The organism is Streptomyces sp. NPDC048606 (assembly GCF_040650855.1).
Classification (GTDB): domain Bacteria; phylum Actinomycetota; class Actinomycetes; order Streptomycetales; family Streptomycetaceae; genus Streptomyces.
In genome coordinates this window covers 142,857-157,825 of the sequence record NZ_JBEZIB010000001.1, presented here as the reverse complement: position 1 = coordinate 157,825, position 14,969 = coordinate 142,857, and the positions used below count along the sequence as shown (strand labels likewise).

Here is a 14,969-nt window from a genome sequence, read left to right as displayed (position 1 = left end):
CCGGCGCCCCCACTACCTCTCGAAGCGGTATCCCATGCCCGGTTCGGTGATGAAGTGCCGGGGGTGCGAGGGGTCCGCCTCCAGCTTGCGGCGCAATTGCGCCATGTAGACCCGCAGGTAGTTGGTCTCCGTCCCGTACGAGGGTCCCCACACCTCCTGGAGGAGCTGCTTCTGGCTGACGAGCTTGCCGCCGTTGCGCACCAGCACCTCCAACAGGTGCCATTCGGTGGGCGTCAGGCGTACGTCGCGCCCCGCGCGGACGGCCTTCTTGGCGGCCAGGTCGACGCTGAAGCCCTCGGTCTCGACGATCACCTCGTCCCCGCCCGCGCCGGCGGTGGGCTCGGCGCGCCGGACGGCCGCCCGCAACCGGGCCAGCAGCTCGTCCATGCCGAAGGGCTTGGTGACGTAGTCGTCGGCGCCCGCGTCGAGGGCCTCGACCTTCTCGTCGGAGCTGTGCCGTGCGGAGAGGACCAGGATCGGCACCCGGGTCCAGCCGCGGAGCCCCTTGATCACCTCGACCCCGTCCATGTCGGGCAGGCCGAGGTCGAGGACGACCACGTCGGGGTGGCGCGCGGCGGCCATCTCCAGGGCTCCCGCCCCGTCGGACGCCGCGTCGACCTCGTACCTGCGCGCCTTGAGGTTGATCACGAGGGCTCGGACGATCTGGGGTTCGTCGTCCACCACGAGCACCCGGGTCATTGGGGTCCTGCTTTCTGTCGTGCGGGTCCGGCCGGCTCCACGTCCGGCCCGGGCTCCACGGGCTCCACCGTCTCTACGCGCGCCGCCGCTCCCCCGGTTCCCGGGGTCGCCCCGGGCCCTACGGGTCCCCCGGCCGCCGGGGCCGCCGCGCGCAGGGTCAGGACCATGGTCAGCCCGCCCCCGGGGGTGTCCTCCGCCGCGAGGGTGCCGCCCATGGCCTCGGCGAACCCCCGGGCCACGGCCAGCCCCAGCCCCACCCCCGCGCCGCGCGGGGCGTCCCCGTGGCGCTGGAAGGGGGCGAAGATCCGGTCCTTGGCCTCGTCCGGCACCCCGGGCCCCCGGTCGACGACGCGCACCTCGACCCGGTCCCCGAGGGCGCTGGCGGCCACGAGGACGGGCTCACCGGGCGGGCTGTACTTGACGGCGTTCTCCACCACGTTGGCCACGCCGCGCTCCAGCAGACCGGGGTCGACCGCCACCATGGGCAGGGTCTCGGGCACGTCCAGCACCACGCTGTCCTCCGGTACGCCGCCCAGCGCCATCGGCACCACCTCGTCGAGGTCGATCTCCCGGATCAGCGGGGTCACGGTGCCGGTCTGCAGCCGGGACATGTCCAGCAGGTTGCCCACCAGGTGGTCGAGCCGGTCGGCGCCGGCCTCGATGCCCTCCAGCAGTTCGGCCCGGTCCGCCTCGGACCACTCCACGTCGTCGGAGCGCAGCGAGCTGACGGAGGCCTTGATGGAGGCCAGGGGCGTACGCAGGTCGTGGCTGACGGCGGCCAGCAGCGCGGTGCGGATCCGGTTGCCCTCCGCCAGGCGGCGGGCCTCCTCCGCCTCCCCGACGAGGCGCTGGCGGTCCAGCACCACGGCGGCCTGGGCGGCGAAGGCGCCCAGCACCCGGCGGTCGCCGGCGGGCAGCACCCGCCCGGACAGGGCCAGGGCCATGTGGTCGCCGATCGGCATGTCGACGTCGGCGTCCTCGGGCCGGGCGGCCGGGCGCGGTCCGATGCTGCCGGCGGGCGTCCACGGCTCGGTGTCGCCGGCGCGCTCCAGCAGGGCCACCGACTCCATCGCGAAGGTCTCGCGCACCCGCTCCAGGAGCGCCCCGAGGGCCGTCTCCCCGCGCAGCACGCTCCCCGCCAGGAAGGAGAGGACCTCGGACTCGGCGCGCAGCCGCGCGGCCTGGTGGGTGCGCCGGGCGGCGAGGTCCACCACCGAGGCGACCGAGACCGCGACCCCGAAGAAGACCGCGATGGCCATGATGTTCTTGGGGTCGGAGATGGTGAACCGGTGCAGCGGCGGCGCGAAGAAGTAGTTCAGCAGCAGCGAGCCGAAGGCGGCCGAGGCGAGGGCCGGCCACAGTCCGCCGAGCAGCGCGGCGGCCACCGTCAGGGCCAGGAAGAGCAGCATGTCGTTGGCGAGGCCGGGGTCGGCGTCGATGTGCGTCAGCAGCAGGCACAGCAGGGCGGGGAGGACGACGCCCACCACCCAGCCGGCCACGATCCGCGGCCGGCCCAGTCGGGCGGTGGTGCGGACCACGGGCAGTCCGCGCCCCTTGGCCACCTGTTCGTGGGTGACGATGTGGACGTCGAGGTCGGGGCCGCAGTCGCGGGCGACGGTGGCGCCGACGCCGGGTCCCAGGACGTACTGCCAGGCCTTGCGCCGGCTGGATCCGAGCACGATCTGCGTGGCGTTGACCCCGCGGGCGAATTCCAGGAGGGCCTCGGGGACGTTGTCGCCGATCACATGGTGAAACGTTCCTCCGAGGTCTTCGACCAGGGTCCGCTGGAGCGCGAGCTCCTTCGGGGAGGCCGAGGTCAGACCGTCGCTGCGGGCGATGTAGACGGCGAGGATCTCGCTGCCGGAGCCCTTGGCCGCCATCCGGGAGGCCCGCCGGATCAGGGTGCGCCCTTCCGGACCCCCGGTGAGCCCCACCACGATCCGCTCGCGGGCCTGCCAGGTCGAGCTGATGCCGTGCTCGCCGCGGTACTGCTGGAGGTACTCGTCGACCCGGTCGGCCACCCACAGCAGCGCGAGCTCGCGCAGGGCGGTGAGGTTGCCCGGCCGGAAGTAGTTGGACAGGGCCGCGTCGACCTTGTCGGACCTGTATATGTTCCCGTGGGCCATCCGGCGGCGCAGGGCCTGCGGGGACATGTCCACGAGCTCGATCTGGTCGGCCCGCCGGACCACCTCGTCCGGCACGGTCTCCCGCTGCCGCACCCCGGTGATCGACTCGACCACGTCCCCGAGGGACTCCAGGTGCTGGATGTTCACGGTGGTGACCACATCGATCCCCGCCCGCAGCAGCTCCTCGACGTCCTGCCAGCGCTTGCCGTTGCGCGAGCCCGGGACGTTGGTGTGCGCCAGTTCGTCCACCAGGGCCACGGCGGGCCGGCGGGCCAGTACGGCGTCCACGTCCATCTCGGTGAAGACGGCGCCCCGGTGCGTCAGCTCCGTGCGCGGCACCTGCTCCAGGCCGTGCAGCATGACCTCGGTGCGCGGCCGCCCATGGTGCTCGACGAAGCCGACGACGCAGTCCCCGCCCCGCTCCACCCTGCGGTGGCCTTCCGAGAGCATGGCGTACGTCTTGCCCACACCGGGTGCCGCGCCGAGATAGATCCGTAGTCTGCCGCGTCCCATGCGCCCATTCTCCGGGACGTACCCGCGCTTCACGCACCGATGCGCGACGCCGGGCCGATCCCTGACGCAACCCTGACGCCGCCGGTCGCCCGGACGCGGACGCGCCGGTGGGCCCGCCCCGAAGGACGGGCCCACCGGCGTGGAACCTCGCCGCGCGCCGCGTGCGGCGCGCGCTCGTCGGACCCCGTGCCCCGAAGTCCGGTCAGCGGACCTCGGTGATCTCCGGGCCGCGCTCCAGCTGACCCATGCCACCGGAGAAGCGGGAGCTCTCCTGGTCCTCGGCCGTCTGCACGCCGTCCGGCACCATCTGGGCGTCGTTGGGCAGCTTCAAAACGATCGGGTCGCGCGGGGCCATCGGGCCGTCGCCGCGCACGACGACGGTGTCCCGGAAGATCTGCTCCAGCACGCCGGCCGACTCGGGGCGCACCGCGCCCTGGCCGGAGATGACGCCGCGCAGGAACCAGCGCGGTCCGTCGACGCCGACGAAGCGGACCAGCTGGGCACCGGTCTGCCCGTCGGGCAGCGGTACGGGGACCTGCGCGCGCAGCTCCCAGCCGAGCGTGCCGTCGACCTCGTCGATGATGCCGCCCTGCTGGGTGATGCCGGAGGCGATCTCGTCGCGGACCTCGCCCCAGATGCCCTCCTTCTTGGGGGCGGCGAAGGCCTGGAGCTGCACGGCACTGTCGCCGAGGACCACAGTGGCGGCCACGATCGCGTCGCCCGCGACCTCGACGCGCAGTTCCATGCCCTCGACGCCGGGCACGAGGATGCCGCCCAGGTCGACCCGGCCGTCGGCCGGGTTGCCGAGCACCTCGGAGACGTCCCACGGGCCGTCGGGGCGCGGCGCCGGAGGCAGGTTCAGCCGGCGCGGCCGGTCGCCGCCCGGCTCGTCGGTCCCGGACGGCTCATCGGCGCGCACGCCGTCGACCTGCTCGGCCGCGCCGCCGTCCTGGGCGGAGTCGTTCTTCTTGCGACGTCCGAACACGTCACTGTCCTTCCCGGTCGGTTACGACCGAAGCGTAGCCATTCCCACCCTGCTGACCAGCTCCGGATCCGGCCACGGCCGCATGACCGCCGGTGGAGCCGAAACCCCCCTCGGCCCGGGCCGAGCCGGGAAGTTCCGCCACCTCGTGGAAGCGCACCTTCTCGACCCGCTGGACAACCAGCTGGGCAATGCGGTCGAAACGCTCGAACCTGACGCTCTCGCGGGGGTCGAGATTGACCACGATCACCTTGATTTCCCCACGGTACCCGGCATCCACCGTCCCCGGGGCATTCACGAGCGCGAGCCCGCAGCGGGCGGCCAGACCGGAGCGCGGGTGCACGAAGGCGGCGTACCCGTCGGGCAGGGCGATGGAGACCCCGGTGGGCAGGACCGCCCGCTCTCCGGGTTCCAGCTCGGCGGCCACGGTGGTGACGAGGTCACAGCCCGCGTCGCCGGGGTGACCGTAGGAGGGCAGGGGCACCTCGGGGTCGACGCGGCGGATCAGTACGTCCACCGGTGCGTTGGGGTTCTGGGGCATCAGGGGTTCACCTCGAAGGCGCGTGCGCGCCTGACCTGGTCCGGGTCGGCCATCGCCGCCCGGATCTCCTCGGGACGGCCGTTGTCGATGAAGTGGTCGACCTTCACCTCGATGAAAAGGGCGTCGGCACGGACCGCGACCGGGCCCTCGGGGCCGCCTATCCGGCCCACCGCCGTGGAGTAGATCTTCCGTCCGGCGACGGCGGTGACCTCGGCCTCCAGGTACAGCACCGTGTCGACCGGCACGGGCCGCACGAAGTCCGTCTCCAGCCGGCCGGTCACCGCGATGACGCGCAGCAGCCAGTTCAGGGAACCCAGCGTCTCGTCGAGCGCGGTGGCCAGGACGCCGCCGTGGGCGAGGCCGGGCGCACCCTGATGAGCGGGCTTGACGGTGAACTCGGCGCTGACGCGGACGCCCTCGCCCGCGCGTGCTTCGAGGTGCAGCCCGTGGGGCTGGCCCTCGCCACAGCCGAAACAGTGCTCGTAGTGCGCGCCGAGGAGCTCCCCGGGTGCCGGGGCGTCGGGATGGCGTACCGGCGCGGTGGCGTTGGCCGGGGGCGTCAACGCTGTGTTTCGTCCACTCACAGCCGCTGACCTTACCCGCGCGGCTACCCACCGGTCGCCTCGTGGCAGGCTTGCCGTATGCAGCTCTCCTCCGCGCACCACGACGAACGCCTGTCCGCCCCTCGCTCCTGGTGGGGCATCTGCGCGCTCGTCGGGGTGGCGTGCGCGCTGATGCTGTTGCCGCTGGGCACCCTGCCGCTGTTGGTGGGGTTGGTCGGCGGCGCCGCGCTGACGGGGATGCTGGTGAGCTCGTACGGTTCCGCGCGCGTGCGCGTGGTGAACGGTTCGCTGGCCGCGGGCGACGCCCGCATCCCGGTGGCGGCGCTGGGCGAGCCCGAGGTGCTGGACCCGGAGGAGGCCCGCGCCTGGCGGACGTACAAGGCGGACACCCGCGCCTTCATGCTGATGCGCAGCTACGTCCCGACGGCGGTGCGCGTCGAGGTGACCGACCCGACGGACCCGACGCCCTACGTGTACGTCTCCACGCGCGAGCCCGAGGCCCTGGCCGGCGCGATCCGCGCGGCGAAGGGCGCCCCGACCGGCGCCTGAGCCGGCGGGCCGGGGTGACGCCCGATGTCGGCGCCGGGGTGACGCCCGATCGAGCCCCCGGGTGACGCCCCGGTGGCGGCGCCGGGCGGGCCCGGACTCAGAGCCGCGGGTCCCGCGGACCTTCGAGTGCGGCCCTGGTGGCCTCGGGAAGGGGCTGGGAGGGCTGCTCAAGGGGCGGCAGGGCCGCGAGGGACTCCCAGGGCACGGCGCGCTCGCGCAGGTCCGTACGGACCTTCTCGGCGAGTTTGCGGGTGTCGCGGCGGTTCATGACGGCCCCGACGGCGGCGCCCACCATGAACGGCATGAGGTTGGGCAGGTTGCGGAACATCCGCTTCATGATCTGTTGGCGCAGTTCGCGCTTCATCTGACCGCCGAGCGCCGCGTTGAGCGTCGTCGGTTTGGTCAGGTCGATGCCCCGCTCCTCGGTCCAGGCCGTGAGGTAGGCGAAGCTGCGGTCCTTCAGCGTGCCCGGAGGGCGCTGTCCGTAGACCTCGTGGAGTTCGGCGACGAGCTTCAGCTCGATCGCGGCGACGGCCGTGATCTCGGCGGCCAGCTCCGCCGGCATGGCGGGCGGCACGGGGAGCATCGCGGCGGCTCCGATGCCGGCGCCGACGGTGGACGTGGCGTTGGCCGCGCCGTAGATCAGTTTGTCCGCGAGCTGGTCCGCGTCCAGCCCGGGGAACTGCGCGCGCAGGGTCGCGAGGTCCCGCACGGGAACGCGCGGGGCGTTCTCGATGACGCGGTCGGCGATGTACAGGGCGGCGGCCTTCGCCGTATCGCCGCCCCTGCGCACACCGTTCCTCACCGCTTGCAGCCGACGCGCCCCGGGCCTGCCCCGGGACCCCTCCTCGGCCGTGAGGGCCGGTGGCACCGCCCGCGCGGTGTCGGAGGGCTCGACGGTCGTACCGGAGCCGAATGCGCCGGGAGCCGTGCGGCCAGGGCCCGTTTCCAGGCCCGTGGCTGCCGCCTCCGGCTGTCCGTCCGATCCTTCCGCCTTCCGGAAACGTCGCTTCCGGAAGGGCGTCGAACCTGTCACAGCCGAGCCCTCAGTCGCAGTCGCGACAGATCGGCTGACCGTTCTTCTCACGTGCCAGCTGGCTGCGGTGGTGCACCAGGAAGCAGCTCATGCAGGTGAACTCGTCCGCCTGCTTGGGGAGGACCCGGACGGCCAGTTCCTCGTTGGAGAGGTCCGCGCCGGGCAGTTCCAGGCTCTCGGCGCCGTCGAAGTCCTCGACGTCGACGCTGGAGGACGACTTCTCGCTCCGTCGAGCCTTCAGCTCTTCGATGCTGTCGTTGTCGACGTCGTCGTCGGTCTTGCGTGGGGTGTCGTAGTCCGTTGCCATTTTTTCGCTCTCCCCCTCTGGGATTTAGCGGTGTCTCAGCGCACGTAACGCGCGAGAGGCCGGACTTGTGCCCGACCTGAGGCGGAGATTTTGCCTCACATCAAGGTCTGTTACTCAATCGACACCCAGCCGCACGCCCGAAGGAGCCTGTAGCTGGGATGACGACCGGGACCGTACACGGTCCGGGGGCCGTCTTGCACAAACGCCACCCCGTGTATTTCCCGCCGTTCGGGGGGCCGGAAACCCGGACTTCCCGGGCTTTCCGGCCTTCCCGGGGTCACAGAACGCACATGACCCGACACTCGACAATGTGATCGATCACACAGGTACCGTCCACCGCAGCACCCGGCCATTCCGCCGACAGCGAACAGACCGGTGGGTCGGTCGGTGGGCGATCAGAGGGGCAACGTGACACGCATCACGAGGCCACCGCCCTCGCGGGGCGTCGCGAGGATGCGTCCGCCGTGTGCGCGCGCCACGGAGCGCGCGATCGACAGACCCAGCCCCACACCCTTGTCGCTGCCCGTTCGCTCCGTACGCAACCGTCTGAACGGCTCGAAGAGGTTGTCCACCTCGTACGCGGGAACCACGGGACCCGTGTTCGATACGAGGAGCACCGCCTGGCCGTGCTGGACCTCGGTGGTCACCTCCACCCAGCCGCCCTCCGGCACGTTGTACCGGACCGCGTTCTGCACCAGGTTGAGGGCGATCCGCTCCAGCAGCACGCCGTTGCCCTGCACCACGGCCAGAGCGCGTTCGCCGCGGATCTCCACGCCCTTGGCGAGCGCCTCCCCGCGGGCCTGGTCGAGGGCGCGCGAGGCCACCTCCGCCAGGTCCACCGGCTTGCGCTCGACGATCTGGTTCTCGCTGCGGGCCAGCAGCAGCAGGCCCTCCACGAGCTGTTCGCTGCGCTCGTTGGTGGCCAGCAGCGTCTTGCCCAGCTGTTGGAGCTCGACCGGGGCGCCGGGGTCCGAGAGGTGGACCTCCAGCAGCGTCCGGTTGATCGCGAGCGGGGTCCGCAACTCGTGCGAGGCGTTGGCCACGAAGCGTTGCTGCGCCGTGAAGGCCCGCTCCAGACGGTCGAGCATCTCGTCGAAGGTGTCGGCGAGCTCCTTGAGCTCGTCGTCCGGTCCGTCCAGCTCGATCCGTCGGGTGAGGTCGGAGCCGACCACCCGGCGCGCCGTGCGGGTGATCTTGCCCAGCGGCGAGAGCACCCGGCCGGCCATCGCGTACCCGAAGGCGAAGGCGATGACGCTGAGGCCCAGGAGGGCCATCAGCGACCGGCTGAGCAGGTCGTCCAGGGCGTGCCGGCGCTGTTCCAGGATGCACTGGCCGATGGCGTTGTTGAACTGGTCGAACGACTGGTCGATGCCCACCACGCCGGGACAGGTGCTGCTGGAGACCTTGACCTGCTGTCCCCCGACGATCTGGAACGGGAGCGCGTTGCCCTGGCGCAGGGCCTGCGCGGCCAGCAGGTAGATGATCGACAGCAGCAGGATCCCCGCGATGAGGAACATCCCGCCGTACAGCAGCGTGAGCCGTATGCGGATGGTCGGCCGCAGCCAAGGGAAGGGACCCTCGGGCGGGCCGGGGTCCCAGGTCGGTTTCGGTGGCGCCGTCGGTGGCGCCGGGGTCGCGGCCATCCTCGTCAGATCCGGTATCCGGAACCGGGCACGGTGACGATGACCGGCGGCTCGCCGAGCTTGCGGCGCAGGGTCATGACGGTCACGCGGACCACGTTGGTGAACGGGTCGGTGTTCTCGTCCCAGGCCTTCTCCAGGAGCTGCTCGGCGGAGACCACCGTCCCCTCGCTGCGCATCAGCACCTCCAGCACCGCGAACTCCTTCGGTGCGAGCTGTACCTCGCGGCCCTCGCGGAACACCTCGCGCCGGTTCGGGTCCAGCTTGATGCCTGCCCGCTCCAGGACCGGCGGCAGGGCGACGGTCGTACGCCGTCCGAGCGCCCGGACGCGGGCGGTCAGCTCGGTGAAGGCGAAGGGCTTGGGCAGGTAGTCGTCCGCGCCCAGCTCCAGGCCCTCGACCCGGTCGCTGACGTCGCCGGAGGCGGTCAGCATGAGGACCCGCGTGGGCATGCCCAGCTCGACGATCTTCCGGCAGACGTCGTCCCCGTGCACCAGCGGAAGGTCACGGTCGAGCACCACCACGTCGTAGTCGTTCACCCCGACGCGCTCCAGGGCCGCGGCGCCGTCGTACACGACGTCCACGGCCATGGCCTCCCGCCGCAGGCCGGTGGCCACCGCATCGGCGAGCAGCTGCTCGTCCTCGACGACGAGTACGCGCACGTCGTTTCCTTCCCTCGAGCCCAGAAGGGCACACGTGTATTGCGCGTCCATCCTGCCGGTTTCGGCCGTAAACCGGCTGTAAGGCGCCCCTGAGGGCCCTTCCGGCACGGATGTGCGGGGTGTTCGCGGGAGGAAGCGAGGATTCCCTCGCCTCACGAGGTTTCTGGGACCCGGGTGCCGGGGAGGACGACAGAACACCCCGGCCACTCCCTGACGGCGGACAGCCACGTGCTCGCCCGCCGCCGACCCACGAAGAGGGGGCGCACCCACCATGGACGCATTTACCGCGGGTCTCCTGCAGCGCATCAAGACCACGCAGTCGGACCTCAGCAAGGCCCGTGAGACGGGCGACGACCACCTCGCCGATGTGGAACAGGCCGAGCTGGAGGACCTCCAGCGGCTCGCCGCCGAACACGGCGTACCGGTCTCCGCGGCCTGAACCGGCCGCGTCCGCACGACAGTTCACCCCGACCCCCGACCCCCGCGGCGCCCAGGCGGTTCCGCACGACCCGAGCACGCGCACGGACCGGACCCCGGTCGCCCCACGGGCGGCCGGGGTCCGTCGTTCCCCGGCGCGGGGAGCGCGGGAGTGCGCGGGCGCGGGCGCGGGCGTACGGAACCCCGCGCGCCGTCAGTCGTGCCAGGCCCCGGCGTCCTCCAGCAGCGGCTGGAGCGAGGCGAAGACCGCCGGCGTGGCGGCCAGGGTCAGCTCCCCCGAGGCCGGCAGGCCCGGTCGGCCTCCGGTGAGGGCGCCCGCCTCACGGGCGATCAGGTCGCCCGCCGCCAGGTCCCAGGGGTTGAGCCCCCGCTCGTAGTAGCCGTCCAGGCGCCCGGCTGCGACGTCGCACAGGTCCAGCGCCGCCGAGCCGCCGCGCCGGATGTCCCGGACCAGGGGGATGATCCCCGCGACGACCCGGGCCTGGTGGGCGCGACGGGCCTGCACGTAGGCGAAGCCGGTGCCCAGGAGCGCCCGGTCCAGCGGCGCGGCCGGCCGGCAGGCCAGCCGGTTCTCGCCGGACCAGGCCCCGCCGCCGAGCACCGCGCGGTACGTCTCCCCGCGCATCGGGGCCGCCACCACGCCGACCACCGTCTCGCCCCGGTACTCGGCGGCGATGGACACGCCCCAGCTCGGCAGCCCGTAGAGGTAGTTGACGGTGCCGTCGAGGGGGTCGACGATCCAGCGGATCCCGCTGGTGCCGGGGACGTCGGCGCCCTCCTCGCCGAGCAGCCCGTCGTCGGGGCGGCGGGCGGCGAGGACGCCGGTGATCAGCTTCTCCGCGGCGAGGTCCATCTCGGTCACCACGTCGACGGCGCTCGACTTGGTGGCGGCCACCGACAGGTCGGCGGGCCGTCCGTCGCGCAGGAGTTCACCGGCCCGCCGGGCGGCCTCCAGCCCCACGTCGAGGAGTTCGGCCTTCAGGTCTTCGGTCAGCGTGTCTTCGGTCGTCACGGTCGCGCAGCCTACGCGTACGGGCTGTCGACCCCGGCCGCCGCGGGACGCGGCGCCCGGGTCGGGCAGCAACCCACGGCGCACCGGTCGGGGCTCGCTCCGAGCAGACCGAGGGCGCAGCGCCGCGCGTCCTCGCCGCGTTCGGCGGCGGCCCGTTCCAGCAGCAGGTCGCGTACCGCCTCGGCGAAGCGCGGGTCCGCGCCGACGGTGGCGGAGCGGGCGATGGGCAGGCCCAGCTCGGCGGCCTTCGCGGTGGCCTCGGTGTCGAGGTCGTAGAGGACCTCCATGTGGTCGGAGACGAAGCCGATCGGGACCATGACGGCGGCCGGGGCGCCGGCGCCGTGCAGGGCTTCCAGGTGGTCGCAGATGTCGGGCTCCAGCCACGGGATGTGCGGGGCGCCGCTGCGCGACTGGTAGACGAGCTCCCAGGGGCGCTCGACGCCCGTCTCCGCGCGGACGGCGTCGGCGATGACCCGGGCGACGTCCAGGTGCTGGCGGACGTACGCGCCGCCCTCGCCGTGCTCGGCGGCGGGCCCGGAGGTGTCGGCGGCGGCCGTCGGGATGGAGTGGGTGGTGAAGACCAGGTGGGCGCCGTCGCGGACCGCGTCGGGGAGGCCGGCCAGCGAGGCGAGCACTCCGTCGATCATGGGCTGGACGAAGCCGGGGTGGTTGAAGTAGTGGCGCAGCTTGTCGACGCGGGGCAGCTCGGCCACGCCTTCCGCCTCCAGGGCGGCCAGCGCGTCGGCGAGGTTCTCCCGGTACTGGCGGCAGCCCGAGTAGGAGGCGTAGGCGCTGGTGGCGAGGACCGCGATGCGGCGGCGGCCGTCGGCGGCCATCTCGCGCAGGGTGTCGGTGAGGTACGGGGCCCAGTTCCGGTTGCCCCAGTAGACGGGCAGGTCCAGCCCGTGCTCGGCGAAGTCCTTGCGCAGCGCGTCGAGGAGTTCGCGGTTCTGCCCGTTGATGGGGCTGACGCCGCCGAAGCCGAAGTAGTGCTGCCCGACCTCCTTGAGCCGCTCGCGCGGGATGCCGCGCCCGCGCGTGACGTTCTCCAGGAACGGCACGACGTCGTCGGGTCCCTCGGGGCCGCCGAAGGACAGCAGCAGGAGGGCGTCGTAGGGGGCGGCGAGGCCGTGGGCCGCAACCGCTTCGGGGGCACGGAGCTGGTCTGACATGTCTCGAATCCTGCCACCAGGCGTTCGCCCGGGAGAACCGCCCGGTCCGCATCGCGGACGCGTCGAAAGGTAAGGTGACCCTAAGTTCTTGTTCCGCCGCCTGTTCCGAACGGCCGGCCCCGTGCGGCTGTCGGCCGGCGGTCGTAATCTGTTCGGGCCACCGACGTCCCTTACGGAGACACCTTGCCCAGTCCCTACCGCGCGATATTCGCGGCCCCCGGAACCACGGCGTTCAGCGCCGCCGGCCTCATAGGACGGCTGCCGATCTCCATGGTGGGCGTCGGCATCCTCACGATGATCTCCGAGATCACCGGCCGCTACGCCATGGCCAGCGCGCTGACCGGCACCCTCGCCCTCGCCGCCGCCTTCATCGGCCCCCAGGTCTCCCGCCTGGTCGACCAGTACGGCCAGCGCCGGGTCCTGCGCCCCGCCACGCTGATCTCGGTCGCCGCCGTCGCGGTCCTGCTCGTGGCCGCCGCGCGGGGCTGGCCCGACTGGACCCTCTTCGTGTGCGCCGCCGTCGCCGGCTGCGTGCCCAGCGTCGGCTCCATGGTCCGCGCCCGCTGGACCGTGATCTACCGGGACTCCCCGCGCGAGCTGCACACCGCGTACTCCTTCGAGTCCGTGGTCGACGAGGTCTGCTTCATCTTCGGCCCGATCCTGGCCATCGGACTCTCCACCACCTGGTTCCCCGAGGCCGGCCCGCTCATCGCCGCCGTCTGCCTGATGGTCGGCGTCTGGCTGCTCACGGCCCAGCGCTCGACCGAACCGGCCCCGCACCCGCGCGTCGAGGGAGGCGACCGCACCTCGGCGCTGCGCTCCCCCGGCCTCCAGGTGCTGACCGCCACCTTCGTGGCCACGGGCGCGATCTTCGGCTCCATCGACGTGTCCACCCTGGCCTTCGCCGAGGAGCAGGGCAGCAAGTCCTCGGCCAGCTTCATCCTGGCGATCTGGGCGGCGGGGTCCTGTATCGCCGGAATCGTCTTCGGCCTGCTGCACCTCAAGGGTCGGGCCGAACCCCGTTGGGTACTGGGCATCTGTGCGATGGCCGTGAGTATGATCCCCCTCCTACTGGCCGGGAACCTTCCGTTTCTGGCCGTGGCGCTCTTCGTCTCGGGCCTCGCCATCGCTCCCACGATGATCACCACGATGGCCCTGATCGAGGCGCACGTACCACGCGCGAAGCTGACCGAGGGCATGACCTGGATCAGCACCGGCCTCGCGGTCGGCGTCGCGCTCGGCTCCTCGGTGACCGGACTGGTCATCGACGCCGCCGGCGCGAGCCGCGGGTACGTCGTCTCCCTCTCGGCGGGGGCGGCCGCGGCGGCGGTGGCGTTCGCGGGATACCGCCGGCTGACGAGGCCGGCGCTAGGGGAGGAGACAGCGGGCGATGGTGCGGACAGCGAGAGCACGGACAGCGGGGACGACCGGGCCGGCCACGTGGCGTAACTGGGCGGGGAACGTCTCGTCCACCCCCGCGCGCGTGGTCGCCCCGCGCACGGTGGACGAGCTCCGGGAGGAGGTCCGCCGGGCCGCCTCGGACGGACTGCGGGTCAAGGCGGTCGGCACCGGGCACTCCTTCACGGCGGCCGCGGCCACCGACGGGGTGCTGGTGCGCCCCCAGGCGCTCACCGGGATCCTGTCGCTCGACCGGGCCGCCGGCACCGTGACGGTGGCGGCCGGCACGGTCCTGGAGGACCTCAACCGGGCCCTGGCGCGCGAGGGCCTCTCGCTCGCCAACATGGGCGACATCATGGAGCAGACGGTCTCCGGCGCGACCTCGACGGGCACCCACGGCACCGGCCGCGACTCGGCCTCCATAGCCGCCCAGATCCGCGCCCTGGAGCTGGTCACCGCCGACGGATCCCTGCTGACCTGTTCGGAGAAGGAGAACCCCGAGGTCTTCGCCTCGGCCCGGCTCGGCATCGGGGCCCTGGGCATCGTCACCTCGCTGACCTTCGCGGTGGAGCCGATCTTCCTCCTCACCGCCCGCGAGGAGCCGATGCCCTTCGAGCGGGTGCTCGCGGAGTTCGACCGGCACGTCGCGGAGAACGAGCACTTCGAGTTCTACTGGTTCCCGCACACCGGCAACTGCAACACCAAGCGCAACAACCGCAGCCAGGGCCCCGCCGCCCCGCCCGGCGCCGTCAGCGCCTGGATCGAGGACGAGCTGCTGTCCAACGGCCTCTTCCAGGCCGTCAACTCGGTCGGGCGGGCCTTCCCGGCGACCGTCCCCTCCATCGCCCGGATCGCCAGCCGCGCCCTGTCCGCGCGCACCTACACCGACATCCCCTACAAGGTGTTCACCAGCCCGCGCCGGGTGCGGTTCGTGGAGATGGAGTACGCCCTTCCGCGCGAGCACGTGGTCGAGGCGCTGCGGGAACTGAGGGCGGCCGTGGACCGTTCCTCCCTGCGGATCAGCTTCCCGGTGGAGGTGCGGACGGCCCCGGCCGACGACATCACGCTGTCCACGGCCTCGGGCCGGGAGACGGCGTACATCGCGGTGCACATGTACCGGGGCACCCCGTACCAGGCCTACTTCACCGCCGCCGAGCGGATCTTCACCGCCCACGGCGGCCGGCCGCACTGGGGCAAGGTGCACACCCGGGACGCGGCCTACCTCGCCGAGGCCTACCCGCGCTTCGGTGAGTTCACCGCGCTGCGCGACCGCCTCGACCCGGACCGGGTGTTCGGCAACGACTACCTGCGGCGGGTCCTGGGGAGCTGAG

15 protein-coding genes are annotated in these 14,969 nt (G+C 72.6%); 4 read left to right on the top strand and 11 right to left on the bottom strand.

Annotation, left to right across the window (positions count from 1 at the left end; genetic code table 11):
* Positions 1–12 precede the first annotated feature (12 nt).
* The 5 genes from AB0D01_RS00635 to AB0D01_RS00615 form a co-directional block, all read right to left on the bottom strand.
* The gene (locus tag AB0D01_RS00635) at positions 13–699 is read right to left on the bottom strand and encodes a response regulator (RefSeq protein ID WP_363052637.1); all 687 of its coding nucleotides are present in this window, start codon (positions 697–699) and stop codon (positions 13–15) included.
* Complete coding sequence (locus AB0D01_RS00630; RefSeq protein ID WP_363052635.1) at positions 696–3,338, bottom strand: sensor histidine kinase KdpD; 2,643 nt, start codon at positions 3,336–3,338, stop codon at positions 696–698. The genes AB0D01_RS00635 and AB0D01_RS00630 overlap by 4 nt, the downstream gene beginning before the upstream one ends.
* A gap of 202 nt (positions 3,339–3,540) precedes the next feature.
* Positions 3,541–4,323, bottom strand: coding sequence for a DUF3710 domain-containing protein (locus AB0D01_RS00625; protein ID WP_363052633.1), 783 nt, complete (start codon positions 4,321–4,323; stop codon positions 3,541–3,543).
* A gap of 1 nt (position 4,324) precedes the next feature.
* Positions 4,325–4,861: a dUTP diphosphatase gene (gene dut, locus AB0D01_RS00620; protein WP_363052631.1), complete on the bottom strand. Its 537-nt coding sequence runs from the start codon at positions 4,859–4,861 to the stop codon at positions 4,325–4,327.
* Complete coding sequence (locus tag AB0D01_RS00615) at positions 4,861–5,445, bottom strand: PaaI family thioesterase (protein WP_363052629.1); 585 nt, start codon at positions 5,443–5,445, stop codon at positions 4,861–4,863. The genes dut and AB0D01_RS00615 overlap by 1 nt, the downstream gene beginning before the upstream one ends.
* Positions 5,446–5,502: 57 nt before the next feature.
* On the opposite strand from AB0D01_RS00615, the gene AB0D01_RS00610 reads away from it, so the two are divergent.
* Entirely contained in the window at positions 5,503–5,973 is a 471-nt protein-coding gene (locus tag AB0D01_RS00610; protein WP_363052627.1) for a DUF3093 domain-containing protein, read from the top strand.
* A gap of 97 nt (positions 5,974–6,070) precedes the next feature.
* Here the strand turns inward: AB0D01_RS00610 and AB0D01_RS00605 are convergent, their stop codons facing one another.
* The 4 genes from AB0D01_RS00605 to AB0D01_RS00590 form a co-directional block, all read right to left on the bottom strand.
* Positions 6,071–7,009: a hypothetical protein gene (locus AB0D01_RS00605; RefSeq protein WP_363052626.1), complete on the bottom strand. Its 939-nt coding sequence runs from the start codon at positions 7,007–7,009 to the stop codon at positions 6,071–6,073.
* Positions 7,010–7,019: 10 nt separating this feature from the next.
* Entirely contained in the window at positions 7,020–7,316 is a 297-nt protein-coding gene (locus tag AB0D01_RS00600) for a DUF4193 domain-containing protein (RefSeq protein WP_363052624.1), read from the bottom strand.
* A 395-nt stretch (positions 7,317–7,711) separates the two neighbouring features.
* On the bottom strand, positions 7,712–8,959 hold the full coding sequence (locus AB0D01_RS00595) for a HAMP domain-containing sensor histidine kinase (RefSeq protein ID WP_363052622.1): 1,248 nt from the start codon (positions 8,957–8,959) through the stop codon (positions 7,712–7,714).
* Between the two features lie 5 nt (positions 8,960–8,964).
* Positions 8,965–9,618 carry a response regulator transcription factor gene (locus tag AB0D01_RS00590; protein ID WP_030036265.1) on the bottom strand — a complete coding sequence of 218 codons (654 nt, stop codon included), beginning with the start codon at positions 9,616–9,618 and terminating at the stop codon, positions 8,965–8,967.
* Positions 9,619–9,889: 271 nt separating this feature from the next.
* Between AB0D01_RS00590 and AB0D01_RS00585 the strand changes: the two genes are divergently transcribed.
* A complete protein-coding gene (locus AB0D01_RS00585) occupies positions 9,890–10,057 on the top strand; it encodes a hypothetical protein (protein WP_363052620.1) in 168 nt (55 codons plus the stop codon).
* A 192-nt stretch (positions 10,058–10,249) separates the two neighbouring features.
* Here the strand turns inward: AB0D01_RS00585 and AB0D01_RS00580 are convergent, their stop codons facing one another.
* Positions 10,250–11,050 carry an inositol monophosphatase family protein gene (locus tag AB0D01_RS00580; RefSeq protein ID WP_363053037.1) on the bottom strand — a complete coding sequence of 267 codons (801 nt, stop codon included), beginning with the start codon at positions 11,048–11,050 and terminating at the stop codon, positions 10,250–10,252.
* A gap of 29 nt (positions 11,051–11,079) precedes the next feature.
* Positions 11,080–12,240: a ferrochelatase gene (locus AB0D01_RS00575; protein ID WP_363052618.1), complete on the bottom strand. Its 1,161-nt coding sequence runs from the start codon at positions 12,238–12,240 to the stop codon at positions 11,080–11,082.
* Positions 12,241–12,423: 183 nt separating this feature from the next.
* On the opposite strand from AB0D01_RS00575, the gene AB0D01_RS00570 reads away from it, so the two are divergent.
* Both AB0D01_RS00570 and AB0D01_RS00565 read left to right on the top strand, forming a co-directional pair.
* On the top strand, positions 12,424–13,689 hold the full coding sequence (locus AB0D01_RS00570; RefSeq protein WP_363052616.1) for an MFS transporter: 1,266 nt from the start codon (positions 12,424–12,426) through the stop codon (positions 13,687–13,689).
* Positions 13,631–14,968: a D-arabinono-1,4-lactone oxidase gene (locus AB0D01_RS00565; RefSeq protein WP_363052614.1), complete on the top strand. Its 1,338-nt coding sequence runs from the start codon at positions 13,631–13,633 to the stop codon at positions 14,966–14,968. The genes AB0D01_RS00570 and AB0D01_RS00565 overlap by 59 nt, the downstream gene beginning before the upstream one ends.
* Position 14,969: the final 1 nt, after the last annotated feature.